This is a genomic window from Shinella sumterensis (assembly GCF_004514425.2).
Classification (GTDB): domain Bacteria; phylum Pseudomonadota; class Alphaproteobacteria; order Rhizobiales; family Rhizobiaceae; genus Shinella; species Shinella sumterensis.
Map to the genome: position 1 here is coordinate 63,870 of NZ_MYFN02000005.1, position 24,434 is coordinate 88,303.

Genomic DNA, 24,434 nt, shown 5'->3' on the forward strand with positions numbered 1-24,434 from the left:
GCTAGTCCTCGACTTGTTCGGCCGGTTTGACCCAGCGCCATTGCGTGACCGGCATGGCCGGTCGCCAGCCCGTCATCTGCCCGACGGGCGACGCGCGCGCGATATCGATGCGGATGAGCGCGCCACCGAGCCGGGCATGATGTGCCAGCAGCACCGCCTCCATTTCCGTGGTCACCGCATTGGCGACGAGCCGGCCGCCGGGCCTGAGCCCCGCCATCGCCGCGTCCATCACGCCAGCCTCGCTGCCGCCGCCGCCGATGAAAACGGCATCCGGCGCGGCAAGCCCGGCCAGCGCATCCGGCGCCGTGCCTTCGACGACGGCAAGCCCCGGCACGCCGAATTTGCCGGCATTGCGGCGGATGCGGCCAGCGCGCTCGGGATGGCCTTCGATGGCGATGGCGCTGAGCGACGGATCGGCCAGCATCCATTCGATGCCGATCGAGCCCGACCCCGCGCCGATATCCCACAGGAGCTCGCCCCGGCGCGGCGCCAGCGCCGACAGCGTCAGTGCCCGGATCTCATGCTTGGTGATCTGCCCGTCGTGCTCGAAGAGCGCGTCGTCCAACCCCGGCGTAAAAGCCAGGATGCGCGCATCATGCGCGGCCGCGACCTCCACAGCGCAGACATTGAGCATATCCGCATCCGCAAGCGCGAACTGCCCGGCCGTGTGATGGCTGACACGTTCGCGCGTCCCGCCGAGCGCTTCCAGCACCGTAAGCCGCGATTCGCCGAACCCGCTTTCGGCAAGAAGGGCGGCAAGCGCGGCCGGCCCATCGCTATCGGATGTCAGCGCCAGGATGCGCGCGCCCGGATGCAGGTGCGGGCGGATGAGATCGACGGGGCGACCGTGCAGGGAAATGCAGACCGTGTCCTGCAGCGCCCAGCCCAGGCGCGAGGCCGCGAGGCTGAAGGCCGAGGGCGCGGGAAAGACCCGCATTTCCGCGCGCGCAATGCGGCGCGACAGCGTGACGCCGACGCCAAAGAAGAAGGGATCGCCCGAAGCGAGCACGACGACCGGACGACCGCGGGCGGCAAGCACCGCCTCCACCGAACGCTCGAACGGACTGAGCCAGCCCTGCCGCTCGCCACGGATGGCGCTGCCGGCGAGTTCCAGATGCCGCGCGCCGCCGAAAACCACGGTCGCGGCGGAGATGGCGGCCTTGGCCTCGTCACCCAGACCCGCTAGACCATCTTCGCCGATCCCGACGATGGAAAGCCACGGGGCGGCCGTCGAAAGGGTCGGATCAGGCGTGGACAAGAAACGCATCCTCATACTGGGCGGAACGGCCGAAGCCCGCGAACTCGCCGCGCGCCTGGCGGAACGCGACGACCTCGCCGTGACGCTCTCGCTTGCCGGCCGCACGATCGATCCCGCCCCGCAGCCCGTGCCGGTGCGCAGCGGCGGCTTCGGCGGCGTGGCCGGCCTCGTCGATTATCTCGGCGCGCAGGAGATCGATCTCCTGATCGACGCCACACATCCCTTCGCCCGGCAGATTTCCGCCAATGCCCGCGCCGCAAGCCGTGAGACCGGCATTCCGCTTCTGCGACTGGAGCGGCATGGCTGGGACGAAACGGACGGCGACCGCTGGACGCGCGTCGCCACGATGGCCGGCGCCGTCGCCGCGCTCGGAAAAGACCCGCGCCGCGTCTTCCTCGCCATCGGCCGGCAGGAGGCCAAGGCCTTCGATGCCGCGCCGCAGCACCACTATCTCGTGCGCAGCGTCGATCCGGTCGACCCGCCGCTCGATGCGCCGCAGGTCGAATACCTGCTGGCCCGCGGTCCCTTCGCGGTGGAGGACGAGGTCGCTCTTCTTCGCGAGCACCGGATCGAGGTGATCGTCAGCAAGAATTCCGGCGGCGAGGCCACCCACGGCAAGATCGTCGCCGCGCGCATTCTCGGCCTGCCCGTCGTGCTCGTCGAGCGGACGGCGGCCGATGACGGGCATCGCGCCGGAACGGCCGAGGAAGCGGAGCGGCTCGCCGATCATCTGCTCACGTCCCTGAGGAAGCGCGGCGTGTAGACGAGGTCCGGCAGGCCGGGGCGGGCGATGACGCGCGTCTCCGGCGAGCCGATGACCACGCAGGTCGCCATGTCGGCGCGATCAGCCTCGGCTTGCCCCAGCGGCATGACCAGCATGCGCTCGTCGGGACGGCCCGCCGCGCGGCCGAAGATGACGGGGGTTTCGGCCGGCAGCGTCTCGCGCAGGATCTCGAACGCCTTGCCGAGTTGCCAGGGCCGCGCCTTGCTGATCGGATTGTAGAGCGCGATGACGAGGCCCGCCTCGCAAACCATGCGCAGCCGCTTCTCGATGATCTCCCAGGGCTTCAGATTGTCGGACAGCGAGATCGCGCAGAAATCATGCCCGAGCGGCGCGCCGATGCGGGCGGCGACCGCCAGCATGGCGGTGACGCCGGGCACGACGACGAGGTCGACCGTCTTCCATTCCTCAGGTCCCGCGTCGATCGCCTCGCAGACCGCCGCCGCCATGGCGAACACGCCGGGATCGCCGCCGGAGACGACGCAGACATTCACCCCTGCGGCCGCCCGCGTGAGCGCCGCCTGTGCGCGGTTCAGCTCCTCGCGGTTGTCGGAGGCGACCTTGATCTGGTCGGGCCGCAGGTTCAGGCGGTCGATATAGGGAAAATAGCCGAAGAATTCGCTGGACGCCTCGACCGCGCGCAGCGCTTCCGGCGTCATCTGGTCGGGATTGCCCGGCCCCGTGCCGATCACGAAGAGCTTGCCCGTCATGCCCGCCCGCCCCAGCCGGGCACGAGCACCAGCGAGAAATAGGGCGCGGTGTCGTCGAGCTTTTCGGAGAGGCGAATGGACATGCTCGACGGCGTGGTGCCGCGCTCGACGTAAACGGCCTCGCCGAGGCGTCCGGCGCTTGCCAAAGCACGGCGGATCTTCGGCAGGTTGCGGCCGACCTTCATGATGACGGCGGCCTGCGTGTCGCCCAGCCGGCGCTCCAGCTCGCCCTCGGCCATCGTGCCCGGCAGGACCGACAGCACGTCGTCGCCCTGCACGATCGGCAGGCCGGAGAGCGACCAGCAGCCGGACATCGCCGTGATGCCGGGAATGACCTCCGTCGGGAAGCGATGGGCCAGCCGCACATGCAGATGCATGTAGGAGCCGTAGAACATCGGATCGCCCTCAGACAGGATCGCGACCGTGCGGCCGGCCGCCAGATGCGCGGCGACCGCGTCGGCCGACGCATCGTAGAAGCCGGTGATCTGGCCCTTGTAGTCGTCGTGTTCCTTGTCGATTTCCGTCGTCACGGGATAGTAGAGCGGCAGTTCCGTCATGCCGGGCTTCAGCAGCCCTTCGACGATGGCGCGCCCGTTGCCGGAACGGCCGGCCTTGGCGAAATAGGCGAGCACGTCGGCTTCGCCGATCGCCCGCACCGCCTTCAGCGTCAGCAGTTCCGGGTCGCCCGGCCCCGTGCCCACGCCATAGAGTCGTCCCGTCATCGTGCTCATAGGCCCGGCCTCGCCAGCGAATTGAGGGCGGCGGCCGTCATAGCGCTGCCGCCGAGACGGCCGCGCACGATGGCGAAGGGCACGCCGTAGGAATTTTCGGCGAGCGCATCCTTCGATTCCGCCGCGCCGACGAAGCCGACCGGCATGCCGAGGATGGCCGCCGGCTTCGGCGCGCCGTCGCGCAGCAGTTCAAGCAGGTAGAACAATGCCGTGGGCGCATTGCCGATGGCGACGACGGAGCCGGCCATGCGCTCCAGCCAGAGCCGGATGGCGGCGGCCGAGCGGGTATTGCCGATCTCGCCCGCCAGTTCCGGCGTGCGCGGATCGCGCAGCGTGCAGATGACGTCGTTGCCGGCAGGCAGGCGGGCGGCGGTCACGCCGCGGGCGACCATTTCGGCATCGCAGAAGATCGGTGCACCGGCCTGAAGTGCGGCCCGCGCCGACGATACGAAATCCGGCGAGAAGACGAAATGCCGTGCTGCCTCGACGAGGCCGGCGGCATGGATCATGCGCACCGCGACATCGGCCTCCGCCTCGGAAAAGCGCGCAAGATCGGCCTCCGAGCGGATGATCGCGAAGGATTTCTCGTAGATGGCCGTGCCATCCTTGATGTAGTCGTATTCAGTCATGGATGGCCTTGATATGCGGAAACGATGGTATCGGGCGCCGTGCGGTCGAGAAGGGTTTTCGCCGTCTCGCTTTCGGCGCGGCGATTGCGCAAGAGGGCGCCGAGACGCCGGATCGCCGGCATGAAGCCCTCGGCGGGAACGGCTGCCAGCGCCGGATCGGACGCCTTGCCGTTCATGACAAGGCCGACGCCACCGGCCGTGCCGCACAGCGTGACGGCCGCGCGCGCCGGATGGGCGCAGCCCTTGGGGCAGCCGGAAATATGGACATCGACGGAGCCGTCGAGCAGGCCCGCCGCGTGGGCCACCAAGGCATCGGCAGCGGCATGCGTATCGAAGCTCGCGGACGCGCAGCCCGCGGCTCCGGCGCAGATCGAGACGGAACGCCCCGGCGCCTGATCCGTGCACCAGAAGCCTTCGCGCTCCGCCGCCCCTTGTGCGGCGACCAGCCCTTCTTCCGAAAGGCCGCGCACCAGAAGGGTGCGGTGCGGCGCAAGACGAAATTCCGTGGCGCCGCAGGCCGAGAGGCTTTGAATGAGGGCTGCAAGACGATCCGCATGCATCTGGCCATAGGTCGGGGAGATACCGAGAACGAGCGCACCATCGATATGGTGCACGCCGATCGGATGGCGCAGCCCGGATTTGAACCAAGACTTCGCCTCTTGCTCCCCCTCGGGGAGAAGGTCGCGGCAACGGGATGAGGGGGGTGCGCAGACGCCGACCGGTGAGCAAGCCCCCTCATCCAACCCTTCGGGCCACCTTCTCCCCACCGGGGAGAAGGGGAGATCGGCGGCGAGCGCCGGAACGTCAAGATCACGCCCACGCGCGGCGGGGCCGATGGCGGCGAGCGCCGCCACGACCGCCATCGTCCCATCGACCGCCGATTCGGCTGCAAGCACGCCGACGGAACGCGCCGTTTCGCGATCGCCGCCGACGGCCAGGCGCCAGACGACGCCCTCATTCGCCTCGATGGCGTCGAGCCTGATATCGGCGACCATATCGGCAAGCGACAGCACGCCGCCGCCATCCACGACGATGGCGAGTTTCGGCGCGAGCGTGAGCCCGGCAGCCGCGATTGCGGCGCGCAAGGCATCGACCATCGGCGTGGCATCGGCGATTTCCGACGGATCGATGCCGGACAGCGCTGGCGTCTCGATCGCGACACCGGTCTGCGGCATGATGCCGGCGGCGGCAAGGCCCTGCGCCAGTCGCTGCACCGAGGCGCCCGTGAGACCGCGCAGCTGGATATTGCCGCGTGCGGTGATTTCGATAAGCCCGTTGCCTGTTTCGCGTGCGAGACCGGCGAGCGCGAGCAGATCATTCGCCGTCAGCGCCGGCGCGACGGGCCGAAGGCGCACGAGAAGGCCGTCGCCGGTCTGCATGGGCGCGGCAAGCGAGGGGCAGGCGCCACGGCGCAGGGTGTCGGTATCGATGCGGTGGGACGCGGCCGTCATGCTGCGTCCTCCCCGGCATCGGCGACCGGCCGGCGGATCAGGTAGGTGTCCATGATCCAGCCGTGTTCGGCGCGCGCCCTGGAGCGGGTCTGCGTGATCGTCTCGGCCATCTCGGCAAGCCGGCCGGACAGCAGGATTTCGTGCGGCGTGCCGAGATAGGCGCCCCACCAGATTTCCGCGTCGGGGTCCTGCACCGTCTTGAAAGCCTGCACGCCATCCAGCATGACCAGCGCGTCGCGCGTCGCCGCCGGCCACCCCTCCGCCAGCCGGCGGCCGGTGGTGATCTCGACGGGCAGGCCGATACGGTTGAGCGCGATGCCGTGGCCGGCGCACAACGCCTGCACGCTGGTGATGCCGGGAATGACCTCCATCTCGAAGGCGACGTGGCCGGCGGCGCGCACGTGATCGACAATGCGCAGCGTGCTGTCGTAGAGCATCGGATCGCCCCAGACGAGCAGGCCGAGCGTCTCGTCCTCGCCGAGGTCGTTCAGGAGCGTGCGTTCGTAGATGGCGGCGATGGCCTGGTGCCAGTCGCGCACGCCGTCTTCGTAGACGCCGTCGGCATTGCGCACCGGCACGGCATAATCCAGGATGCGGCAGGCGGGATTGGTGAGGAAACGCGCGCAGATGTCCCGGCGCGCATCGGCCAGGAACGCCTTCTCGTCGCCTTTCAGCGGAATGAGCAGCACATCCGCCCGGTTCAGCGCATTGATGGCCTGAATGGTCATGTGCTCGGGGTTGCCCGCACCGATGCCGATGACCGATATCTTTCTCATGCCCCGTCTCCCGTGCGGCCAGCGCTCCCGGTTTGCGGCCCGGTTTGGGTCCCGCAGCCCTTCCTAATCCCAAAAGCCGGCGGAAAACAGCCCCCCGATCACGTCCTTTGTCGGTCTTTTTGAGACTTTAGGCCGCCTCGCGGTTCGTCAGATAGGCGCGTGGTGCGGCCCCCAGCATGCGCCTGAACATGGTGGTAAAGGCCGGCACGCTTTCATAGCCGGCATCGAGCGCCACCCGCGTCACCGGCTCGCCGGCCGCAAGGCGCGGCAGGCAGGCAAAAAGGCAGGCCTGCTGGCGCCAGGTCACGAAGCTGACCCCCATCTCCTGCCGGAAGAAGCGCGTGAAGGTGCGCCGGCTCATGTTGAGGCGGCGCGCCCAGTCGTCGATCTTGGCGGCCGGCGACGGCTGCGCGACGAAATCGCGGCAAAGCCCGGCAAGCCGGCCGCTCGCCGGAAAGGGCAGGCCCAGCCGGCGCTCCTGCAGGCGGCCGATCTCGTCGAGCAGCAAGGCCATCACCAGCTCGCCCCGCACCCGGTCTTCCGCCACCGCCCCTTTGCGCAGCGCCTCGGCGATGAGCTGGCGGGCAAGATCCGTCACCTCCAGCACGACGGGCTCGCGCGCCGCCGCGCGTCCCTCGGGCGAATAGATATAGACCGAGCGCATGCTGACATCCGAATACATCTCGACGGAATGCTCCAGCCCGCGCGGAATGAGCAGGGCGTGGCCCGGCGGGATCATCCAGCGGCCGCGATCCGTCGCGACCAGCACGACGCCGGAGAAGACGCAGAGGAACTGCGTGCGGCGGTGATGGTGCGGCGGCACGGTATAGCCGCCGGGAACGTCCGTGCTGTGCACCAGAACGTCCTCGTTCGACTGCTCCATGCGGGCAAGGTTGCGGACATGCTCCTCATGCAGCGTCTTGAGGCGGGATTCCGTGAGTTTTTCCATCTTTGGCCCAATCGCGTAAGAAATGGACCTCAGCACGAAAGCAGGCCGCAGGCAATACTTGTAATTCAGCAAGAAAAACCTGTCCGGGTCGAAACCTCGAGGAAAACATGTCGACTGTCGTCCCCGCGGCGCGCAGTAGCGCCGCCACCACGTCCTATTCCATCATCATCGCCGTCAGCGCCTGCCACATGCTGAACGACATCATGCAGTCGCTCCTGACGTCGCTCTATCCGCTGCTGAAGGCGAACTACGCGCTCGACTTCATGCAGATCGGCTTCCTGACGCTCGCCTTCCAGGTCACGGCCTCGCTGCTGCAGCCGGCCGTCGGCATCGTGACGGACCGCTGGCCGATGCCCTTCTCGCTGCCGGTCGGCATGGGCAGCACCTTCTGCGGCCTGATCATGCTGGCCTATGCGCACTCCTTCCCCGTGCTGGTCTTCGGCGCCTGCCTGATCGGCCTCGGCTCGGCGATCTTCCACCCGGAATCCTCGCGTGTCGCGCGCCTCGCCTCGGGCGGTCGCCACGGCCTGGCGCAGTCGATGTTCCAGGTCGGCGGCAATGCCGGCACGGCCCTCGGCCCGCTGCTCGCCGCCTTCATCGTGCTGCCCTTCGGCCAGTCCAGCGTCGCGTGGTTTTCGGTCGCCGCCCTGCTCGGCATGACGATCCTGACCTGGGTCGGCAACTGGTATGCCGGCGAGCGCCGCCTGGCGGCCGGTCGGCCCGCCGCCAGCCGCGACCTGCCGCTGCCGCGCGGCCGCGTGGCCTGGGCGCTCGCCGTCCTCGTCCTCTTGACCACCACGAAGAATGCCTATCTCGCCAGCATCTCGAGCTACTTCACCTTCTACACGATCGGCCGTTTCGGTCTCGATGTGCAGCAGGCGCAGCTGATGCTCTTCCTGTTCCTCGGCGCTTCCGCGCTCGGCGTCTTCATGGGCGGGCCGATCGGCGACCGTTTCGGCACCCGCTTCGTGATCTGGTTCTCGATCCTCGGCGTCATCCCGTTCGCGCTGATGCTGCCCTATGCCAACCTGTTCTGGACGGGCGTTCTGACGGTGCTGATCGGCCTGATCTTCTCCTCGGCCTTCTCCAACATCGTCGTCTTCGCGCAGGAACTGGTGCCGGGCCGCGTCGGCATGATCGCCGGCGTCTTCTTCGGCTTCGCCTTCGGCGCGGGCGGGCTGGGTGCGGCCCTGCTCGGCGGCATCGCCGACAGCCACGGCATCAACTTCGTCTACCAGATCTGCTCGTATCTGCCGCTTCTCGGCATCCTCACGATCTTCCTGCCGCGCCTGCCGTCAAAGCAGCACTGAGACCCGCCAGAAATGCAAAACGCCCGGCTTCGGCCGGGCGTTTTGTTCGTTACATCCTCTAAAACCGCGCGCCTGCGAAATGGGCCAGCTGGGCGCCGAGCTCGTAGTACCCCTCCCGCGCGGAGCGGAAGGACTGCGCCTGCGGATCGGTGACCGGCAGCGGCAGGTCGGCTTCGGCGATGCGGCCGGATACGAGCTCGGCCAGCGTGCGGCCGAAGACGGTGCCCGGCGCGATGCCGCGGCCGTTATAGCCCGAGAAGCCGACGACGTTGTCAGCCAGCCGGTGGAAGCGCGGCAGGTTGTCGGCGGTCATGCCGATCTTGCCGTACCACTCCGCCTCGAAGGCGACGTCACCGATGCCGGGAAACAGCTTCCTGAGCGAACGGCGCGCCCATGCCTTGTGGATGCCGAGCCCCGTGCCGCGCAGAGCGCCGACGCTGCCGAAAACCAGCCGGCCGCGCTTGTCGAACCGGAAGGAGGACAACACCTCCTTCGTATCCCATGCTCCCTGGCGCTCCGGCAGGATCCTTGCCTGCATTTCGGCCGACAGCGGCACCGTGGCGAAATTGAAATAGGGAAGGTGCACGAGTTCCGTGCGCACCACGTTCCAGGGCGAGACGGTATAGGCATTGGTCGCCACGATCACCCAATCGGCCGTCACGTCGCCGCGCGCCGTCTTCACCGCCCAGCGGGTGCCGTTGCGCTCCGCCCCCGTCACAGGGCTTCCGGTAAACACCTGCGCGCCGGCCGCAATGGCGGCGCGGGCAAGGCCGCGGGCATAGGCAAGCGGCTGGATCGTGCCTGCGCGCATGTCGAGAAGGGCGCCGGCATAGGCGTCGGTGCCGACCTTCGTCGCCGTCTCCGCCGCATCCAGCAGCCGCACGGGCGCGCCCCGGCGGGACCATTGCTCGGCGCGCTGCTTCAGTTCGTCGAGGCCGGATTGGCCGACGGCGCAATGCAGCGTGCCGGCCGGATTGATCTCGCAGTCGATCCCGTGCTTTTCGACGAGGTCGAAAACGAGGCGCGGCGCGTTGCCGAGAACATCGAGCAGACGGCTGCCGTAGACATCGCCGAGAACGCCCGGCAGCTCGTCGGGCATCACCCACATGCCGGCATTGACGAGGCCGACATTGCGGCCCGACCCGCCATAGCCGATCTCCGCGCCTTCCAGCAGGACGACCCGCGTGCCGCGCTCGGCCAGATGGAGCGCTGCGGAAAACCCGGTATAGCCGCCGCCGACGATGACGACATCCGCTTCGGCCTTTCCGGAGAAGGCGACGGTGTCGGGGGCGGGCGGGGCGGTCATCTCCCAGAGGCCATGGGAGCGCGGATCATTGAGCATCGTGGTGTGTCTTTTCACAAGGAGGATTGTCCGCACAGCATCGACCATGCGGCTTTCTCACTAAAGCAAAAATTGCGAACCGGGTCATGCCCCCGCCGCATGATGCCGGCGGGTTCTCAGGCCGGCACCTGCCCGGCGATCCAGGCCCGGAACGCCTGGCTGAGCGGGTTCTCCAGCTTGCCCTCCGGCACGACGAGATAGTAGCTGTTCTCCGTCTCCATCGGCCGGTCGAAGACGACGGCGAGGCGTCCGCTCGCAAGCTCCTGCTCTATCAGGTATTTCGGCAGGAGCGCGAAGCCGAGGCCGGCCACGGCGGATTCGATCACCATCGAGAACTGGTCGAAGCGGTGGCCGCGATAGGCGGTATCGGCCGATCCGCCGTTCAGCTCGAACCATTGCGCCCACAGCTTCGGCCGGGTGGCGAGATGCAGCAGCGGCGCCGTTTCCAGATCCTTCGGCTCCGACGGAGCCCAGGACTTCAGGAGATCGGGACTTGCCGCCGGCAGGATGATCTCGCTGCATAGATAGGAGCAGGAGGCGCGCGCCCAGACGGGCTGGCCGTAATGGATCGCGAGGTCGAAATTCTCCTCGTCGAAATCGAACGGCGCCGAGCGCGAGGCGATGTTGATGATCGTGCCGGGATGCCGGGCGAGGAAGCCGGGGATGCGCGGCGTCAGCCAGCGGCTGCCGAAGGTCGGCAGGGTCGCGATGGCGAGGCTGTGTTCCGACGACGCGGACGCCATGGCGCGCAGCATGGTCTCTTCCGTCTGGTGCAGGAGCTTGCGCACCTCCGGCAGGAAGCGCCGCCCGTCGTCCGACAGCACCACGCGCTGGCGTACACGCTCGAAGAGCAGCACGCCGAGCTGTTCCTCCAGATCCTTGATCTGGCGGCTGACGGCGCTCTGGGTGAGGTTCAGCTCGTGCGCGGCCTGCGTGAAGGAGCCATGGCGTGCGGCGCATTCGAACGCCTGCAGCGTGGTGACGTCGGGGATCAGCCTGCGACTGAGCTTCATTCATTCCTCGCATCAACATAGTCAGAACGGTCGCAATCACTCAAGGAAACGATCCGGTATGATCCGTTTTGAGAATGAACAGGGCCTCCCACCTTGTACAGCAATTCCAGGAAAAGTGTGAAACGGTTTTCCGTCCGGAATCGCGTCAAACAGATGAGACAACTTCCCATGAAGGCAAATTCGATCCTTTCCGCCGACAAGATCCGCGCGGATTTCTCCGCCGCGATGTCCGCCATGTACCGCGACGAGGTTCCGGCCTATGGCACGCTGATGGCCCTGGTCGCCAGGGTCAACGACGAGACGCTCGCCGCCGATCCGCATCTGAAGGATCGCCTGGAGGCGACCGATTCGCTCGACCGCATCTCGGAAGAGCGCCACGGCGCCATCCGCCTGGGCACGCCGGAAGAGCTTTCCATGATGCGCCGCGTCTTTGCCGTCATGGGCATGTTCCCGGTCGGCTACTACGACCTGTCGACGGCCGGCGTGCCGGTCCATTCCACCGCCTTCCGCCCGGTCGGCGCGGAGAGCTTGAGCCGCAATCCCTTCCGCGTCTTCACCTCGCTGCTGCGTCTCGACCTGATCGCCGATGAAAAGCTCCGCGAAGAGGCCGCCGCCGTTCTGGCCGCGCGCAAGATCTTCACCGACGAAGCCGTCCGGCTGGTCGAAAAGGCCGAGCGTGACGGCGGCCTCGATGAAACCGATGCCGCCCGTTTCGTGGCTGAAGTGCTGGAAACCTTCCGCTGGCACGACCATGCCATCGTCAGCACCGACATGTACAAGCGGCTGCACGACGCGCACCGCCTGATCGCCGACGTCGTCTCCTTCAAGGGCCCGCATATCAACCATCTCACCCCGCGCACGCTCGATATCGACAAGGTGCAGGCCCGCATGCCGGAAGAGGGCATCGCGCCCAAGGCCATCGTCGAGGGCCCGCCGACCCGCACCTGCCCCATCCTGCTGCGCCAGACCTCGTTCAAGGCGCTGGAAGAGGCTGTCTCCTTCATAGGCAGCGACGGCAGCTGGCAGAAGGGCTCGCACACCGCCCGCTTCGGCGAGATCGAACAGCGCGGCGTGGCGCTGACCCCGAAGGGCCGCGCGCTCTACGACCAGCTTCTGAACGACACGCGCGCCCGCGCGCGCCCGGCCGCCGACGGCTCCAACGCCGCCGAATACGAAGCCGCCCTTGCCGATGTCTTCAAGGCCTTTCCGGACACCTGGGACGGTATTCGCAAGGCGGGCCTCGGCTATTTCCGCTATTCGCTGACCGAGAAGGGCAAGGCGTCCTCCGACCGCAGCGCCGACCTCGAAACCGCCATCGAAGCCGGCCTCATCCAGTTCGACCCGATCGTCTACGAAGACTTCCTCCCGGTCAGCGCCGCGGGCATCTTCCAGTCCAATCTCGGCGACGACGCGACGCAGGATTTCGTCGCAAGCCCCAACCAGGTGATGTTCGAGCGCGATCTGGGCGCCACGGTTCTGGACGAATTCGCCCATTATGCCGGCATCCAGCGCGCCTCGCTTGAAATGTGCCTCGGCATCGTCAACATGGCGGCCGCCGCGGAATAATGGACGCCAGCATGATCGAGGCAGGGCATATCGAAGCGCTGAAAAGCCTCGTCGGTGAGAAGGGTCTTCTCACCGCGCCCGCCGACATGGCCGCATACGAGACCGGCGCGCGCTATGATAAAGGCCGCGCCGCCTTCGTCGCCCGCCCGGCAACGACTGCCGAGACCTCCGCCGTCGTCGCCTACTGCGTGAAGAACGCCATCGCCCTCGTCCCGCAATCCGGCAATACCGGCCTCGTCTCCGGCTCGACGCCCGACGACAGCGGCCGTCAGGGCGTTTTGAGCCTCGACCGTCTGACCGCACCCTTCGCGCTCGATCGGGTGAACCGCACGATCAAGGCCGGCGCGGGCGTTCGTCTCTCCGACCTCAACGCAAAGCTCGAAGACACCGGCCTGTTCTTCCCCATCGACCTCGGCGCCGATCCGCGCCTCGGCGGCATGATCGCGACGAACACCGGCGGCTCGCGCTTCCTGCGCTACGGCGACGTGCGCCGCAACACGCTGGGCCTCACCGTCGTTCTCGCCGATGAGGCCGGCACCGTGCTCGACTTGTCCTCGGACCTGCGCAAGAACAACACCGGCGTGGACTGGAAACAGCTGTTCATCGGCACCTCCGGCGCCTTCGGCATCATCACGGAATGCGTTCTCAACCTGGAGCCTGCGCCGAAACAATCGGCAACCGCCCTGCTCGTGCCATCCTCGCCCGCTGAGGTCGCGACGCTGCTGGTGGCCATGGAAGACGCGCTCGGAAGCTACCTCTCGGCTTTCGAGGCCATGTCCGGCAACGCCATCAGCGCCGCGCTCGACCACGTTCCCTCGCTGCGCAATCCCTTCCAGGGCGGCATCGTGCCCGATTTCGTCATCCTCGCCGAAATCTCCCGCTCGACCCCGCCGCGCGACGGCGAGCAGCCGCTCGATGCGGTGTTGGAAGAGGTTCTGGCGGCCATCTGGGAACGCGAGGACGCGCCGCTCGCCGATGCCTTTGTCGGCCCCCCGCACGAGATCTGGGCGCTGCGCCATGCGCTGTCGGAAGGCGTGAAACATAGCGGGCGATTGATCGCCTTCGATCTGTCCTTCCGCCGGGGTGACATCATGCCCTTCCTTGCCCATATGAAGGCGGAGATGCCGGATCACTTCGAGGACGTGACGATCTGCGATTTCGGCCATATCGGCGATGGCGGCGTGCACTTCAACCTCGTCGTGGCCAAGGACGACCCGCGGCTCGCCGATCCCGATTTCGAGATGGACCTGCGCGACTGGGTCTTCACCGTCGCGGTCGAACAATTCGGCGGCAGCTTCAGCGCGGAACACGCCATCGGCCGCAAGAACCAGGCCTTCTACGACAAATACACCCCGGACGACCTGCGCAAGCTGGCGGCCGGGCTGAAGACCATCACCTCGCCGGGCCCGCTCGGCGCCATGACATTCTGAGAGACAACAGGGAGATACCCCCATGACGACAGTCGACGTGAAAAAGGAAACCGAAGCCCTTCTCGACAAGCTCGGCGTTGCCCGCAGCGCCTGGCAGGGTGGCGACATGGCCTCCTTCAGCCCCGTCAGCGGCGAAGAGATCGGCAAGCTGAAGACCGTTTCGGGCGCAGAGACCGACAAGGCCATCGACGCCGCCCACGAAGCCTTCAAGGCATGGCGCCTCGTGCCCGCCCCCAAGCGCGGCGAACTCGTGCGCCTGCTCGGTGAAGAGCTGCGCGCCGCCAAGGCCGATCTCGGCCGCCTCGTTTCCATCGAAGCCGGCAAGATCACCTCGGAAGGCCTCGGCGAAGTGCAGGAAATGATCGACATCTGCGATTTCGCCGTCGGCCTCTCCCGCCAGCTCTACGGCCTGACGATCGCCACCGAGCGCCCCGGCCACCGCATGATGGAAACCTGGCACCCGCTCGGCGTCGTCGGCATCATCTCGGCCTTCAACTTCCCGGTCGCCGTCTGGTCGTGGAACGCCGCGCTCGCCCTCGTCGCCGGAAATTCCATCGTCTGGAAGCCCTCCGAAAAGACCCCGCTGACGGCACTCGCCAGCCAGGCGATCCTCGAGCGTGCGCTGGCCCGTTTCGGCGATGCCCCGGCAAACCTCAGCCAGGTCCTCATCGGCGACCGCGCCATCGGTGAAGCCCTCGTCGACAATCCCAAGGTCGCGCTCGTCTCGGCCACCGGCTCCACCCGCATGGGCAAGGAAGTCGGCCCGCGTCTCGCCAAGCGTTTCGCCCGCTCGATCCTCGAGCTCGGCGGCAACAATGCCGGCATCGTCTGCCCGTCCGCCGATCTCGACATGGCGCTGCGCGCGATTGCCTTTGGTGCTATGGGCACCGCCGGCCAGCGCTGCACGACGCTGCGCCGCCTCTTCGTGCATGACAGCGTCTACGACCAGCTCGTGCCGCGCCTGAAGAAGGCCTATACCAGCGTTTCCGTCGGCAACCCGCTGGAGACCTCGGCCCTCGTCGGTCCGCTCGTGGATAAGCAGGCCTTCGACAACATGCAGAAGGCGCTGGAAGCGGCCAAGGCCGAGGGCGGTTCCGTCACCGGCGGCGAGCGCGTCATTGAGGCCGGCAAGGACACGGCCTATTATGTGAAGCCGGCCATCGTAGAAATGCCGAATCAGGCCGGCCCGGTTCTCGAAGAAACCTTCGCGCCGATCCTCTACGTCATGAAGTATTCCGACTTCGATGCCGTACTGGACGACCACAACGCCGTTTCGGCCGGTCTCTCCTCGTCGATCTTCACGCTCAACGTCCAGGAAGCCGAGCGCTTCCTGTCCGCCGACGGTTCGGACTGCGGCATCGCAAACGTCAATATCGGCACCTCAGGCGCGGAAATCGGCGGCGCGTTCGGCGGCGAGAAGGAAACCGGCGGCGGCCGCGAATCCGGCTCCGACGCCTGGAAGGCCTATATGCGCCGCGCCACCAACACGGTGAACTACTCGAAGGCCCTGCCGCTCGCCCAGGGCGTCTCGTTTGACATCGAATAAGGGCGATATCGAGTAAACCACCATGAACAACCAGACCAAGATCGAGGAGGCGGGCTTCCAGCCCGCCTCACGTATCGCCGCCATCGGCGTCTCCAAGATCCTGCAGATCGGCGCCCGCGCCGCTGCCATGAAGAAGGACGGCCTGCCGGTCATCATCCTCGGCGCCGGCGAGCCTGATTTCGACACGCCCGACAACGTCAAGGAAGCCGCCAAGGCCGCCATCGACCGCGGCGACACGAAATACACCGCGCTCGACGGTACCCCGGCGCTGAAGACGGCGATTTCCGAAAAATTCCGCCGCGAAAACGGCGTGGATTACGCGCTCGACGAAGTCACCGTCGCGACGGGCGCCAAGCAGATCCTGTTCAACGCCTTCATGGCGAGCATCGATCCGGGCGACGAGGTGATCATCCCGACGCCCTACTGGACCTCCTATTCCGACATCGTGGAAATCTGCGGCGGCGTGCCGGTGCTGATCCCCTGCGACGCCGAAGCCGGCTTCCGCCTGAAGGCCGAGCAACTGGCAAAGGCGATCACGCCGAAAACGCGCTGGGTGCTGCTCAACTCGCCGTCCAACCCGTCGGGCGCCGCCTACAGCGAAGCCGACTACCGCCCGCTGCTCGATGTGCTCTTGAAGCACCCGCATGTCTGGCTGATGGTCGACGACATGTACGAACACATCGTCTACGATGGATTCAGGTTCGTGACGCCCGTCGCCATCGAGCCGCGCCTGAAAAGCCGCACGCTAACGATCAACGGCGTCTCGAAGGCCTATGCGATGACCGGCTGGCGCATCGGCTATGCCGGTGGCCCGAAGGCGTTGATCAAGGCCATGGCCGTGATCCAGAGCCAGGCGACCTCCTGCCCCTCCTCCGTCAGCCAGGCCGCATCGGTCGAGGCCCTCAACGGTCCTCAGGAATTTTTGAAGGACCGTCAGGCAAGCTTCAAGCACCGCCGCGACCTCGTCGTCTCCGCCCTGAACGCCATTCCCGGCCTTGCCTGCCGCACTCCGGAAGGCGCCTTCTACACCTTCTCCGGCTGTGCCGGCGTGATCGGCAAGACGACACCCAGGGGCAAGCGCCTCGAAACCGACAGCGACTTCACGGATTATCTCCTGGAAGACGCCAATGTCGCCGTCGTCCCCGGCTCCGCCTTCGGCCTCTCCCCCTATTTCCGCATCTCCTACGCCACGTCGGAAGCGGAATTGACCGAAGCGCTGAAGCGCATCGCGGACGCCTGCGCAAAGCTCGCCTGAGCGGCAGGAAATCGGCAAAAGAAAAGGGGCCTCGAAAAAGGCCCCATTTTTATGTGTCCGCGCCTTTGCGGCGTTCTTCTCTTCCCCGCGGCGGAGCCACGATCGTGAAAACGCCCCGGCCTTTTGGGTCGGGCGTTCGATGGGTTTTATCGGTCAGGCGGCGCGGGCGCCGTGCTGCTCCTGGGCGTAATGATGGCCGAAGCGGTTGGCGAGGAAGGCGTCGAGCGCGATTTCCTCCTGGCGCACGAAGCCCTCGGCGCGCAGCGTGCCGTCGGCGAGCATATCGAGCACCGCGCAGATCGAGCCGGCCGTCGTGATCTGGATGGCGGAATGCAGGGCGCCGGCGACGGGCGCGCTGTAGACCTTGTTGGCATAGGTTTCCTGAATCAGGCGCCCGCCCTTGCGGCCCGAAACCGTCACGAAGATGATGACGACATCCTGCGTGGTGGTCGGCAATGCATTCTCGAAGATGTCCTTGAGGACTTCGCGGCGGTGACGCAGGCCGAGGTCGTTCAGGAGCGCCTTCATGATGGCGGCATGGCCGGGATAGCGGATCGTCTTGTAGTTCAGCGTGCGCACCTTGCCCTTCAGCGTCTCGCACAGCGTGCCGAGGCCGCCCGACGTGTTGAAGGCTTCGTAGGTCACGCCGTCGAGCGAGAATTCCTCGCGCTCTTCCAGCGCCGGAACCTCGATCAGCGCACTTTCGACGATGGCCTCGCAGGGCTCGATATATTCGTTGATGACGCCGTCCGTGCTCCAGGTCAGGTTATAGTTCAGCGCGTTGGACGGATACTGCGGCAGCGCGCCGACGCGCATGCGCACGCTTTCGAGCGTGTCGAAGCGGCTGGCGAGATCGTTGGCGACGATGGAAATGAAGCCCGGCGCCAGCCCGCATTGCGGAATGAAGGCCGTTTTGGCGTTTTCGGCGATGCGCTTGACCTGGCGCGTGGATTCGACGTCCTCGGTGAGGTCGAGATAGTGCACGCCGGCAGCGGCAGCCGCTTCGGCGATGGCAACGGTCAGGTGATACGGCGCGGCCGAGAGAACGGCGAACTTGCCGGACAGCAGGGCCTTCATCGCGGCCGCGTCGGCGATATCGACGACCTTGGTCGTGACGGCAGCGTGGCTTTCGATGCCGGCAAGCTGCTCTTCCGAACGGTCCGCGACCGTAACGCGATAGTCTCCGCTGTGAGCCAGCATGCGCGCGATGGTCGAGCCGATCTTGCCTGCGCCGATGACGACGATGTCCTTCATGTGATTCCCTCCGGCATGAACTGATGCACACATTTTGGAGGCGGGCCCGTCGATTTAAAGCGCCATACATGACATAATACATAACCAGTATCGGCATAATGACGGTGAAGATGAGCATTTCGACGCTAGGCGCCAAGGATCGCGAACTGCTCGCCATCCTCAGCGAGAACGCCCGCGAGCAGACGGCGACCATCGCCCGCAGGCTCGGCCTGTCCCGCACGACGGTGCAGGCGAAGATCGACCGGCTGGAACGGGACGGGGTCATTGCCGGCTACGGCGTGAAACTTTCCGACGCCTATGAGAGCGGCATGGTGAAGGCGCATGTGCTCATCACCATCGCGCCGAAGACGCTGGCGCGCATCACGACGGACCTGCACGCCATCTCGGCCGTGCGGACGCTGCATTCGGTGAGCGGCAGCTTCGACCTGATCGCCATCGTGGAGGCAACGTCGATCGCCGAACTCGACCACCTGATCGACCGCATCGGTGAAATCGAGGGCGTGGAGCGCACGCTGTCGTCGATCATCCTGTCGACGCGGATAAGGCGGTAGGTGATTGCCTGCGGCCCAAGCAACCTCCAACCACGACCCGCAACCTCTCCTCCATCATCCTCGGGCTTGACCCGAGAATCCATGCCACAAACTCTGGGCGTGCCGTGAAGCGTGGATCCTCGGGTCAAGCCCGAGGATGACGTCGGTGGGGTAGGCGGCAGCGGCAAATAAGCCTGCTGGGCCAGCATCCCTTGCCCAGACGTCTCCCCTTCACGACGTTTTCGCCTTCACATCACCGCCATCAGGCGATGAACCGCTCCGGCCGGTACGGCCCGATATTGATCACCGTGCGCTCGCCCAGCATCTTCTCGGCCAGCACGCGGCCGGTGATCGGCCCCAGCGTCATGCCGTGATGGGCGTGGCCGAAGGCGAACCACAGGCCGGCATGGCGCGGGGCCTTGCCGATGATGGGCATCATGTCGGGAGTGCAGGGGCGCGAACCCATCCACGGCTCTTCGTCGCGGCGTTCAGCAAGCGGGAAGAATTCGCGCGCGACCTTTTCGGCCCGCCGCAACTGCACCGGCGTCTTGCGCGTGTCGCGTCGGGCGAATTCCGCACCCGTGGTAAGGCGGATGCCCTGGTTCATCGGCGCGAGGAAATAGCCGCGCTCGGCATCCAGCACCCAGTTGTTGAGGCTTGCCCCGTCCTGCGTGCCGTAATGCATGTGGTAGCCGCGCTTGACGGCGAGCGGGAAGCGGTAGCCGAGCTTGCGTGTCACCGTATCGGCCCAGGGACCGAGCGCCACGACGACCTCCCTGCCCTCCAGCGGCCCCTCGGGTGTGGCGATGCGCCAGCCTTCGCCTTCCAGCACATGCTCGATAGTCGCGGCATCGCCCGCCTTCAGCTGCCCGCCCAGTGACTGGAAATAGGCGAGGTAGCGCTTGAGAAGACCTTGCGGATCGAGGATCGACCAGGGATCGGTCCAGCGCAGACCGCCGGTGAGATCCGCGCGGATCGATGGTTCGGCCGCCGCCACTTCCGCCGTCGTCAGCTTCTGGTGGTTGACGCCGAAATTGGCCGAGAGCTTCTCCGCATCCGCATAGGCCTTGTCACGCTCCTTCTCCGTGCGAAAAACCTTCATCCAGCCGTCCTTGCGGATGAGATCATCGGCGCCGGAGGCGGCGATGAGGTCGGCGTGCTCGGAAATCGAGTTCTCGATCAGCGGCGCGTAGAGATGGGCGATGCTCTGGTGCTGGCGAAAGCCCGAATGCCACCAGTAGCGGGCGAGAAACGGGATGATGCCGGGAATGGCCGAGGGATGGTAGTGCGCATCGATCGTGTTGTTCAGCGCGTAGCGGAACAGAGCGCCGAAATCGTGCGGGAAACCATAGGGAAATACGCCCTCGCGCTGGATGAGCCCGGCATTGCCGTAGGAGGTCTCCTCCGCCGCGCCGCGCCGATCGACCAGCACCACGGACTTGCCGCGCCGCGCCAGATGGATGGCGGTCGAAATGCCCACCACGCCCGCACCGAGAACGATGACATCCGTCTTCATGCACCCGCCCCTTCGTCGATAGCCACGCTTGTCGATCCATTGCATGGCCCGAACGCGCGATGCAAGCCGCCTGGCCGCGGTAAAGCGCCGTCAGCGATCGACGGTCGACATCAGGCGGATGTGGCGATAGCGTCGCATCCGATCGGCACGGAAAGGAAACGGCATGCGGTTCGGTACCGTGCGCGAACTCTGGCGCTACCCCGTAAGCTCGCTGACAGGCGAACGGCTTGAGATGACGAATCTCGACGATGGCGGTGTCGCCGGGGACCGGCAATGGGGCCTCTTCGACGCAGGCGGCCTCGAAGCCGCAGCACCTGAAAGCGCGCGACGCTGGCGGCCCGTGCCCGATCTTTGCTCCCGGCTCGGCGCGGGCGGGCTGGAGATCAGCCGCGACGGCGCGGTCTGGCATGCCGTGCCCTCGCCCCAGGCCGACGAAGCCGCATCCGGCATCTCGGTTTTCCCGTCCGCTTCCTGCCCTTCGGCACCGATGCGGCGCCGCGCTACGAGCGCGGCCACCTGCACATCCTGACGACATCCTCGCTCGCCCGCCTTCAGGCGCTGCTGCCGCAAGCGGTCCTCGATGTCCGCCGGTTCCGGCCGAACATCCTGATCGAGACCGACGGCAACGATGCCGGTTTCACCGAGCAGAAGCTTGTCGGCCGCCGACTCTCCCTCGGAAATACGGTGGTGGAGATCACCGAACCCTGCACGCGATGCGCCTTCACCGCGCTCGGCCAGCCCGGCATCCCCTTCGACAAGGACGTGCTGCACGCGATCGCCCGGCATGGCGGCGGCGGTTTCGGGGTGCTGGCGAGTGTGATGGGCACGGGCCGCGTGGCATGCGGCGACGGCGTGACCGTCGTTTAGCGCTACTGCCCGGCGAGCCGCAGCAGGTTTTCGATCGCCGAACGCTCGAAACCGCCGATGCCCTCGGAAATGTCCGCCTTGATGGCCGCGGCCACGCCGTCGGCATCGCGCTTGCGCAGCGCCGCGATCGCCTCCTGGTGACGATCGACGAAATAGAGCTGGGCCACATGCTCCATGGCGATGCCGAGGAAGGGCCCGAGCTGCAGCCACACGCTTTCCACCATCGGCATGATCACCTGCTCGGGATTGGCCGTGTAGAGCGTGCGGTGGAATTCCTGGTTCAGCAGCAAGGCCGTGCCGTTGTCCTTGCGGGCGATGGCCTCGTCCTGCGCCTTGTCGATCTCCTCCAGCCGGTCGATGCGCCGTTCGGTGATGTGCGGCACGGCGCGGCGGGCGGCATGCTGTTCCAGCACCGCCCTCAGCGAGACGAGTTCGCTGAAGCGGTCCGCCGTCATGCGCGGCACCATGATGCGCCGGTTGTCCAGCACCCTGAGCGCCCCCTCCGAGGACAGCCGGCGCAGCGCCTCGCGCACGGGCGTCGGGCTCGATTCCATGGCCTCGGCGATGCCCCGTATCGTCAGCGATTCCCCGGGCCGGATGGAACCCACCATGATGGCCTGGCGCAGGCGCCGGTGCGCATATTCATGCGTTGTCATACCGTCCGGCCGGTCCAGCGGCTCAAGCGCCAAGTTGCCCAATCCATTCCTCCTGTGCCAGGCTGCCGGGTGCTGTTCGATCCCTTGTCACAGTTTCTAGCAGCTTGACCCGTGACAAGAAAGTGTGCATATTTTGAAAATGTGATCACAAAAATAATTATGTGATATGGAAAGGGAACCATGACCTTGAGCGAAGATTCCGCATGGCTGATCGATGCCGATGGCGTGGAGAGCATCCAGGCCGTCGTCTGCGACCTCAACGGCATTCTGCGCGGCAAGCGTGTTCCCGTCGGACAGGCCGAAAAGGTGCTGAAGGGCGGCATCCGCATGCCGCTGTCCATCGTCGGCGTCGATGTCTGGGGCGAGGATATCGTCGGCTCGAGCCACGTCTTCGCCTCGGGCGACATGGACGGCATCTGCGCGGCGACCGGCCGCGGCGCGCTGCCCGTCAGTTGGACGCTGAAACCGTCCGCCGTGGTGCCGCTGTGGCTGTTCAAGGAAAACGGCGAGCCCTTCCTTGCCGATCCGCGCCAGGCCCTCGCCAATATCGTGCGCCAGTACCACGACCTGGGCCTCAAGCCCGTCGTCGCCTCCGAGATGGAATTCTACCTGATCGACGCCGAGCCCGACCATGCCGAGCCGCCGATCTCGCCCTATACCGGCAAGCGGCTCGATTCCGACGCGATCCTGTCCATCGACGAGCTCGACGATTTCGGCCAGTTCTTCTCGGATGTCTATGCGGAATGCGAGCGGCAGAACGTGCCGGCGGATTCGGCCGTCGCCGAAAACGGCATCGGCCAGTTCGAGATCAACCTCATCCATTCCGACGACCCGCTGAAGGCCGCCGACGACGCACTGTTCTTCAAGCGCATCATCAAGGGCGTGGCGCGCAAGCACGGCTTTGCCGCCACCTTCATGGCCAAGCCCTATGGCATGCGCTCGGGCAGCGGCATGCACATGCATTTCAGCCTTGTCGACGCCGACGGCAACAACGTCTTCGACGACGGCACGCCCGAAGGATCGGACATCATGAAACATGCCGTGGCGGGCCTGACGCGCGGCATGGCGGAATCGACGCTGCTCTTTGCGCCGCACTTCAACTCCTATCGCCGCCTTCGCCCCGACACGCACGCGCCGACCTCCATCTCCTGGGGCTACGAGAACCGTACCGCCGCCATCCGCATTCCCGGCGGCAACAACAAGGCGCGGCGCATCGAGCACCGCGTGGCCGGCGCCGACGCCAATCCCTATCTCGTCATGGCCGGCATTCTCGGCGCCGCCCTCGTCGGCATCCGTAACAAGTGGGAGCCGCCGGCACCCGTCTCGGGCCGGGCGTACCAGTCCCAGCTGCCGCGCATTCCCTCCGAATGGGGTTCGGCCGTGACGGCCTTCGAGAACGGTTCGATCATCTCGGAGATCTTCGACCAGGATCTCCGTTCCATGCTGATCGCCTGCAAGCGGCAGGAAATCGCCGGTTTCGCCGAGCAGGTGACCGACTTCGAATTCAGCGCCTACCTGGAAATCGTCTGATGGCAAACACCGCGTCCTATGCCGGCAACGGCGCCTATCCCGACAGCTATTACGCCGCCTCGCGCAACATCATCCGCACACCCAAGGTGCTGGAAGGCGCCGTGACCGCCGACGTCGCCGTGCTCGGCGCCGGCTATTCCGGCCTGTCCACCGCCATCCACCTTGCCGAAAAGGGCTACAAGGTGGTGGTCGTGGAAGGTGCGGGCATCGGCTGGGGCGCATCCGGCCGCAACGGCGGCCAGATCGTCAACGGCCTGAATGCCAGCCTCGACACGATCAAGCGGCGCTACGGCGACGAGGCGGGCGCCTTCGTCGGCAGCCTCGTGCAGGAGGGCGGAAAGATCATCCGCCGCATCGTCTCGCAATACGGCATCGAGTGCGATCTGAAGAACGGCAATATCTACGCCGCCTACACGCCCGCCCACATGAAGGAGCTGGAGCACAAGAAGGCGCTGTGGGCGAGCTACGGGATGAACGATCACCAGATGCTCGACAAGGCGGCGATGCGCAAGCTCGTCAACACCGACGCCTATATCGGCGGCATGCTGGACACGACCGGCGGCCACATGCACCCGCTCAACCTCACGCTCGGCGAGGCGGCGGCACTGGAATCGCTCGGCGGCGTGATCTACGAGCAGTCGCCCGTCGTGCGCGTCGAGCACGAGGCCGAAAAGCCGGTCATCCATACGGCCAAGGGCAGCGTGACGGCCAACACGGCCGTGCTCTGCGGCAATGCCTATCTCGGCCATGTGGTGCCGAAGCTCGTCTCGCGCGTCATGCCGGTCTCGACCCAGATGATCGCCACCGAACCGCTGGGCGAGCGCGCCGATGCGCTGATCCCCTCCGACATGTGCGTGGAGGACGTGCGCTACATCCTCGATTATTTCCGCCTGTCGGCCGACAAGCGCATGATCTTCGGCGGCGGCACCGTCTATGGCGGCACCGACCCCGCCGATGTGCGCGCAAAGATCCGGCCGAACCTGGAAAAGGTCTTCCCTTCGCTCAAGGGCGTGAAGATCGACTATGCCTGGAGCGGCAATTTCGCCCTGTCCTTCTCCCGCGTGCCGCAGATGGGCAAGATCGGCAAGAACACCTATTTCGCCCACGGCTATAGCGGCCACGGCGTCACCGGCTCGCATCTTTTCGGCAAGATCCTGAGCGAAGCGATCCATGGCGACCTGTCGCGCTTCAACCAGTTCGAGAAGCTGCCGTGGATTCCCTTCCCCGGCGGGCGCATGTTCCGCGCGCAATATTCCACCATCGGTTCCTGGTGGTATCAGTTCAAGGATGCCTTCGGTCTTTAAACCAACAAAAAAGCCGGCGTCTCCGCCGGC

The 24,434-nt window shown here is 66.4% G+C and carries 23 protein-coding genes; 11 read left to right on the forward strand and 12 right to left on the reverse strand.

The features are described from left to right. Position 1: 1 nt before the first annotated feature. Entirely contained in the window at positions 2-1,267 is a 1,266-nt protein-coding gene (cbiE, locus tag B5M41_RS11655) for a precorrin-6y C5,15-methyltransferase (decarboxylating) subunit CbiE (protein ID WP_134648323.1), read from the reverse strand. On the opposite strand from cbiE, the gene B5M41_RS11660 reads away from it, so the two are divergent. After that, on the forward strand, positions 1,251-2,021 hold the full coding sequence (locus tag B5M41_RS11660) for a cobalt-precorrin-6A reductase (RefSeq protein ID WP_134648325.1): 771 nt from the start codon (positions 1,251-1,253) through the stop codon (positions 2,019-2,021). The two genes, cbiE and B5M41_RS11660, sit on opposite strands and share 17 nt — an antisense overlap. Here the strand turns inward: B5M41_RS11660 and B5M41_RS11665 are convergent. The 6 genes from B5M41_RS11665 to B5M41_RS11690 all read right to left on the reverse strand — a co-directional run bounded on the left by B5M41_RS11665 (position 1,985) and on the right by B5M41_RS11690 (position 7,285). Further along, a complete protein-coding gene (locus tag B5M41_RS11665; RefSeq protein ID WP_134648327.1) occupies positions 1,985-2,749 on the reverse strand; it encodes a precorrin-3B C(17)-methyltransferase in 765 nt (254 codons plus the stop codon). The genes B5M41_RS11660 and B5M41_RS11665 overlap by 37 nt on opposite strands. Beyond that, positions 2,746-3,480 carry a precorrin-2 C(20)-methyltransferase gene (locus tag B5M41_RS11670; RefSeq protein WP_134648329.1) on the reverse strand — a complete coding sequence of 245 codons (735 nt, stop codon included), beginning with the start codon at positions 3,478-3,480 and terminating at the stop codon, positions 2,746-2,748. The genes B5M41_RS11665 and B5M41_RS11670 overlap by 4 nt, the downstream gene beginning before the upstream one ends. Further along, positions 3,477-4,109 (reverse strand): precorrin-8X methylmutase, encoded by a 633-nt coding sequence (locus B5M41_RS11675; protein ID WP_134648331.1) that lies wholly within the window; start codon positions 4,107-4,109, stop codon positions 3,477-3,479. The genes B5M41_RS11670 and B5M41_RS11675 overlap by 4 nt, the downstream gene beginning before the upstream one ends. After that, positions 4,106-5,560, reverse strand: a complete 1,455-nt coding sequence (gene cobG, locus B5M41_RS11680; protein WP_134648333.1) for a precorrin-3B synthase — start codon at positions 5,558-5,560, stop codon at positions 4,106-4,108. Before cobG ends, B5M41_RS11675 begins: the two co-directional genes overlap by 4 nt. Then, positions 5,557-6,336: a precorrin-6A synthase (deacetylating) gene (gene cobF, locus B5M41_RS11685; protein ID WP_134648335.1), complete on the reverse strand. Its 780-nt coding sequence runs from the start codon at positions 6,334-6,336 to the stop codon at positions 5,557-5,559. Before cobF ends, cobG begins: the two co-directional genes overlap by 4 nt. 127 nt (positions 6,337-6,463) lie before the next feature. After that, positions 6,464-7,285 carry an AraC family transcriptional regulator gene (locus B5M41_RS11690; protein ID WP_134648337.1) on the reverse strand — a complete coding sequence of 274 codons (822 nt, stop codon included), beginning with the start codon at positions 7,283-7,285 and terminating at the stop codon, positions 6,464-6,466. Positions 7,286-7,392: 107 nt separating this feature from the next. Here B5M41_RS11690 and B5M41_RS11695 point away from each other — a divergent pair, with 107 nt between their 5' ends. After that, the gene (locus B5M41_RS11695) at positions 7,393-8,595 is read left to right on the forward strand and encodes an MFS transporter (RefSeq protein WP_134648339.1); all 1,203 of its coding nucleotides are present in this window, start codon (positions 7,393-7,395) and stop codon (positions 8,593-8,595) included. Between the two features lie 58 nt (positions 8,596-8,653). On the opposite strand, the gene B5M41_RS11700 is transcribed toward B5M41_RS11695, so the two are convergent. Further along, positions 8,654-9,937, reverse strand: a complete 1,284-nt coding sequence (locus B5M41_RS11700; protein WP_134648341.1) for an NAD(P)/FAD-dependent oxidoreductase — start codon at positions 9,935-9,937, stop codon at positions 8,654-8,656. Positions 9,938-10,053: 116 nt separating this feature from the next. Then, the gene (locus B5M41_RS11705; RefSeq protein ID WP_134648343.1) at positions 10,054-10,950 is read right to left on the reverse strand and encodes a LysR family transcriptional regulator; all 897 of its coding nucleotides are present in this window, start codon (positions 10,948-10,950) and stop codon (positions 10,054-10,056) included. Between the two features lie 168 nt (positions 10,951-11,118). Between B5M41_RS11705 and hglS the strand changes: the two genes are divergently transcribed. The 4 genes from hglS to B5M41_RS11725 are packed head-to-tail and all read left to right on the forward strand — an operon-like array spanning position 11,119 to position 16,747. After that, positions 11,119-12,516, forward strand: a complete 1,398-nt coding sequence (gene hglS / locus B5M41_RS11710) for a 2-oxoadipate dioxygenase/decarboxylase HglS (RefSeq protein ID WP_134648345.1) — start codon at positions 11,119-11,121, stop codon at positions 12,514-12,516. Between the two features lie 11 nt (positions 12,517-12,527). After that, positions 12,528-13,946 carry an FAD-binding oxidoreductase gene (locus B5M41_RS11715; RefSeq protein WP_134648347.1) on the forward strand — a complete coding sequence of 473 codons (1,419 nt, stop codon included), beginning with the start codon at positions 12,528-12,530 and terminating at the stop codon, positions 13,944-13,946. Between the two features lie 22 nt (positions 13,947-13,968). Further along, positions 13,969-15,492, forward strand: coding sequence for an L-piperidine-6-carboxylate dehydrogenase (gene amaB, locus B5M41_RS11720; protein WP_134648349.1), 1,524 nt, complete (start codon positions 13,969-13,971; stop codon positions 15,490-15,492). A gap of 22 nt (positions 15,493-15,514) precedes the next feature. Next, positions 15,515-16,747 (forward strand): pyridoxal phosphate-dependent aminotransferase, encoded by a 1,233-nt coding sequence (locus B5M41_RS11725; protein ID WP_134648351.1) that lies wholly within the window; start codon positions 15,515-15,517, stop codon positions 16,745-16,747. 153 nt (positions 16,748-16,900) lie between these two features. Here B5M41_RS11725 and B5M41_RS11730 read toward each other — a convergent pair whose 3' ends face one another. After that, positions 16,901-18,001: a saccharopine dehydrogenase family protein gene (locus B5M41_RS11730; protein WP_134648353.1), complete on the reverse strand. Its 1,101-nt coding sequence runs from the start codon at positions 17,999-18,001 to the stop codon at positions 16,901-16,903. Positions 18,002-18,111: 110 nt separating this feature from the next. Between B5M41_RS11730 and B5M41_RS11735 the strand changes: the two genes are divergently transcribed. Then, positions 18,112-18,552: an Lrp/AsnC family transcriptional regulator gene (locus tag B5M41_RS11735; RefSeq protein ID WP_160871774.1), complete on the forward strand. Its 441-nt coding sequence runs from the start codon at positions 18,112-18,114 to the stop codon at positions 18,550-18,552. Positions 18,553-18,793: 241 nt separating this feature from the next. Here B5M41_RS11735 and B5M41_RS11740 read toward each other — a convergent pair whose 3' ends face one another. Next, positions 18,794-20,047, reverse strand: a complete 1,254-nt coding sequence (locus B5M41_RS11740) for an NAD(P)/FAD-dependent oxidoreductase (protein WP_134648357.1) — start codon at positions 20,045-20,047, stop codon at positions 18,794-18,796. A 163-nt stretch (positions 20,048-20,210) separates the two neighbouring features. On the opposite strand from B5M41_RS11740, the gene B5M41_RS11745 reads away from it, so the two are divergent. Both B5M41_RS11745 and B5M41_RS11750 read left to right on the forward strand, forming a co-directional pair. After that, complete coding sequence (locus B5M41_RS11745; protein WP_134648359.1) at positions 20,211-20,576, forward strand: MOSC N-terminal beta barrel domain-containing protein; 366 nt, start codon at positions 20,211-20,213, stop codon at positions 20,574-20,576. 32 nt (positions 20,577-20,608) lie between these two features. Continuing rightward, complete coding sequence (locus B5M41_RS11750; RefSeq protein ID WP_230640070.1) at positions 20,609-20,914, forward strand: MOSC domain-containing protein; 306 nt, start codon at positions 20,609-20,611, stop codon at positions 20,912-20,914. 2 nt (positions 20,915-20,916) lie between these two features. On the opposite strand, the gene B5M41_RS11755 is transcribed toward B5M41_RS11750, so the two are convergent. Further along, complete coding sequence (locus tag B5M41_RS11755; protein WP_134648363.1) at positions 20,917-21,612, reverse strand: GntR family transcriptional regulator; 696 nt, start codon at positions 21,610-21,612, stop codon at positions 20,917-20,919. Between the two features lie 138 nt (positions 21,613-21,750). Between B5M41_RS11755 and B5M41_RS11760 the strand changes: the two genes are divergently transcribed. Both B5M41_RS11760 and B5M41_RS11765 read left to right on the forward strand, forming a co-directional pair. Beyond that, complete coding sequence (locus B5M41_RS11760; RefSeq protein ID WP_134648365.1) at positions 21,751-23,100, forward strand: glutamine synthetase family protein; 1,350 nt, start codon at positions 21,751-21,753, stop codon at positions 23,098-23,100. Continuing rightward, complete coding sequence (locus B5M41_RS11765; RefSeq protein WP_134648367.1) at positions 23,100-24,404, forward strand: NAD(P)/FAD-dependent oxidoreductase; 1,305 nt, start codon at positions 23,100-23,102, stop codon at positions 24,402-24,404. Before B5M41_RS11760 ends, B5M41_RS11765 begins: the two co-directional genes overlap by 1 nt. Positions 24,405-24,434: the final 30 nt, after the last annotated feature.

What these genes read in the sequence shown, in the direction of transcription:
- B5M41_RS11765 (WP_134648367.1), top strand. Translation starts at nt 23,100, where the DNA reads ATGGCAAACACCGCGTCCTATGCCGGCAACGGCGCCTATCCCGACAGC.
- cobF (WP_134648335.1), bottom strand. Translation starts at nt 6,336, where the DNA reads ATGAGAAAGATATCGGTCATCGGCATCGGTGCGGGCAACCCCGAGCAC.
- B5M41_RS11700 (WP_134648341.1), bottom strand. Translation starts at nt 9,937, where the DNA reads ATGCTCAATGATCCGCGCTCCCATGGCCTCTGGGAGATGACCGCCCCG.
- B5M41_RS11715 (WP_134648347.1), top strand. Translation starts at nt 12,528, where the DNA reads ATGATCGAGGCAGGGCATATCGAAGCGCTGAAAAGCCTCGTCGGTGAG.
- B5M41_RS11670 (WP_134648329.1), bottom strand. Translation starts at nt 3,480, where the DNA reads ATGAGCACGATGACGGGACGACTCTATGGCGTGGGCACGGGGCCGGGC.
- B5M41_RS11675 (WP_134648331.1), bottom strand. Translation starts at nt 4,109, where the DNA reads ATGACTGAATACGACTACATCAAGGATGGCACGGCCATCTACGAGAAA.
- B5M41_RS11740 (WP_134648357.1), bottom strand. Translation starts at nt 20,047, where the DNA reads ATGAAGACGGATGTCATCGTTCTCGGTGCGGGCGTGGTGGGCATTTCG.
- amaB (WP_134648349.1), top strand. Translation starts at nt 13,969, where the DNA reads ATGACGACAGTCGACGTGAAAAAGGAAACCGAAGCCCTTCTCGACAAG.
- hglS (WP_134648345.1), top strand. Translation starts at nt 11,119, where the DNA reads ATGAAGGCAAATTCGATCCTTTCCGCCGACAAGATCCGCGCGGATTTC.
- B5M41_RS11725 (WP_134648351.1), top strand. Translation starts at nt 15,515, where the DNA reads ATGAACAACCAGACCAAGATCGAGGAGGCGGGCTTCCAGCCCGCCTCA.
- B5M41_RS11665 (WP_134648327.1), bottom strand. Translation starts at nt 2,749, where the DNA reads ATGACGGGCAAGCTCTTCGTGATCGGCACGGGGCCGGGCAATCCCGAC.
- cbiE (WP_134648323.1), bottom strand. Translation starts at nt 1,267, where the DNA reads ATGCGTTTCTTGTCCACGCCTGATCCGACCCTTTCGACGGCCGCCCCG.
- B5M41_RS11745 (WP_134648359.1), top strand. Translation starts at nt 20,211, where the DNA reads ATGCGGTTCGGTACCGTGCGCGAACTCTGGCGCTACCCCGTAAGCTCG.
- B5M41_RS11735 (WP_160871774.1), top strand. Translation starts at nt 18,112, where the DNA reads ATGAGCATTTCGACGCTAGGCGCCAAGGATCGCGAACTGCTCGCCATC.
- B5M41_RS11690 (WP_134648337.1), bottom strand. Translation starts at nt 7,285, where the DNA reads ATGGAAAAACTCACGGAATCCCGCCTCAAGACGCTGCATGAGGAGCAT.
- B5M41_RS11730 (WP_134648353.1), bottom strand. Translation starts at nt 18,001, where the DNA reads ATGAAGGACATCGTCGTCATCGGCGCAGGCAAGATCGGCTCGACCATC.
- B5M41_RS11705 (WP_134648343.1), bottom strand. Translation starts at nt 10,950, where the DNA reads ATGAAGCTCAGTCGCAGGCTGATCCCCGACGTCACCACGCTGCAGGCG.
- cobG (WP_134648333.1), bottom strand. Translation starts at nt 5,560, where the DNA reads ATGACGGCCGCGTCCCACCGCATCGATACCGACACCCTGCGCCGTGGC.
- B5M41_RS11760 (WP_134648365.1), top strand. Translation starts at nt 21,751, where the DNA reads ATGACCTTGAGCGAAGATTCCGCATGGCTGATCGATGCCGATGGCGTG.
- B5M41_RS11695 (WP_134648339.1), top strand. Translation starts at nt 7,393, where the DNA reads ATGTCGACTGTCGTCCCCGCGGCGCGCAGTAGCGCCGCCACCACGTCC.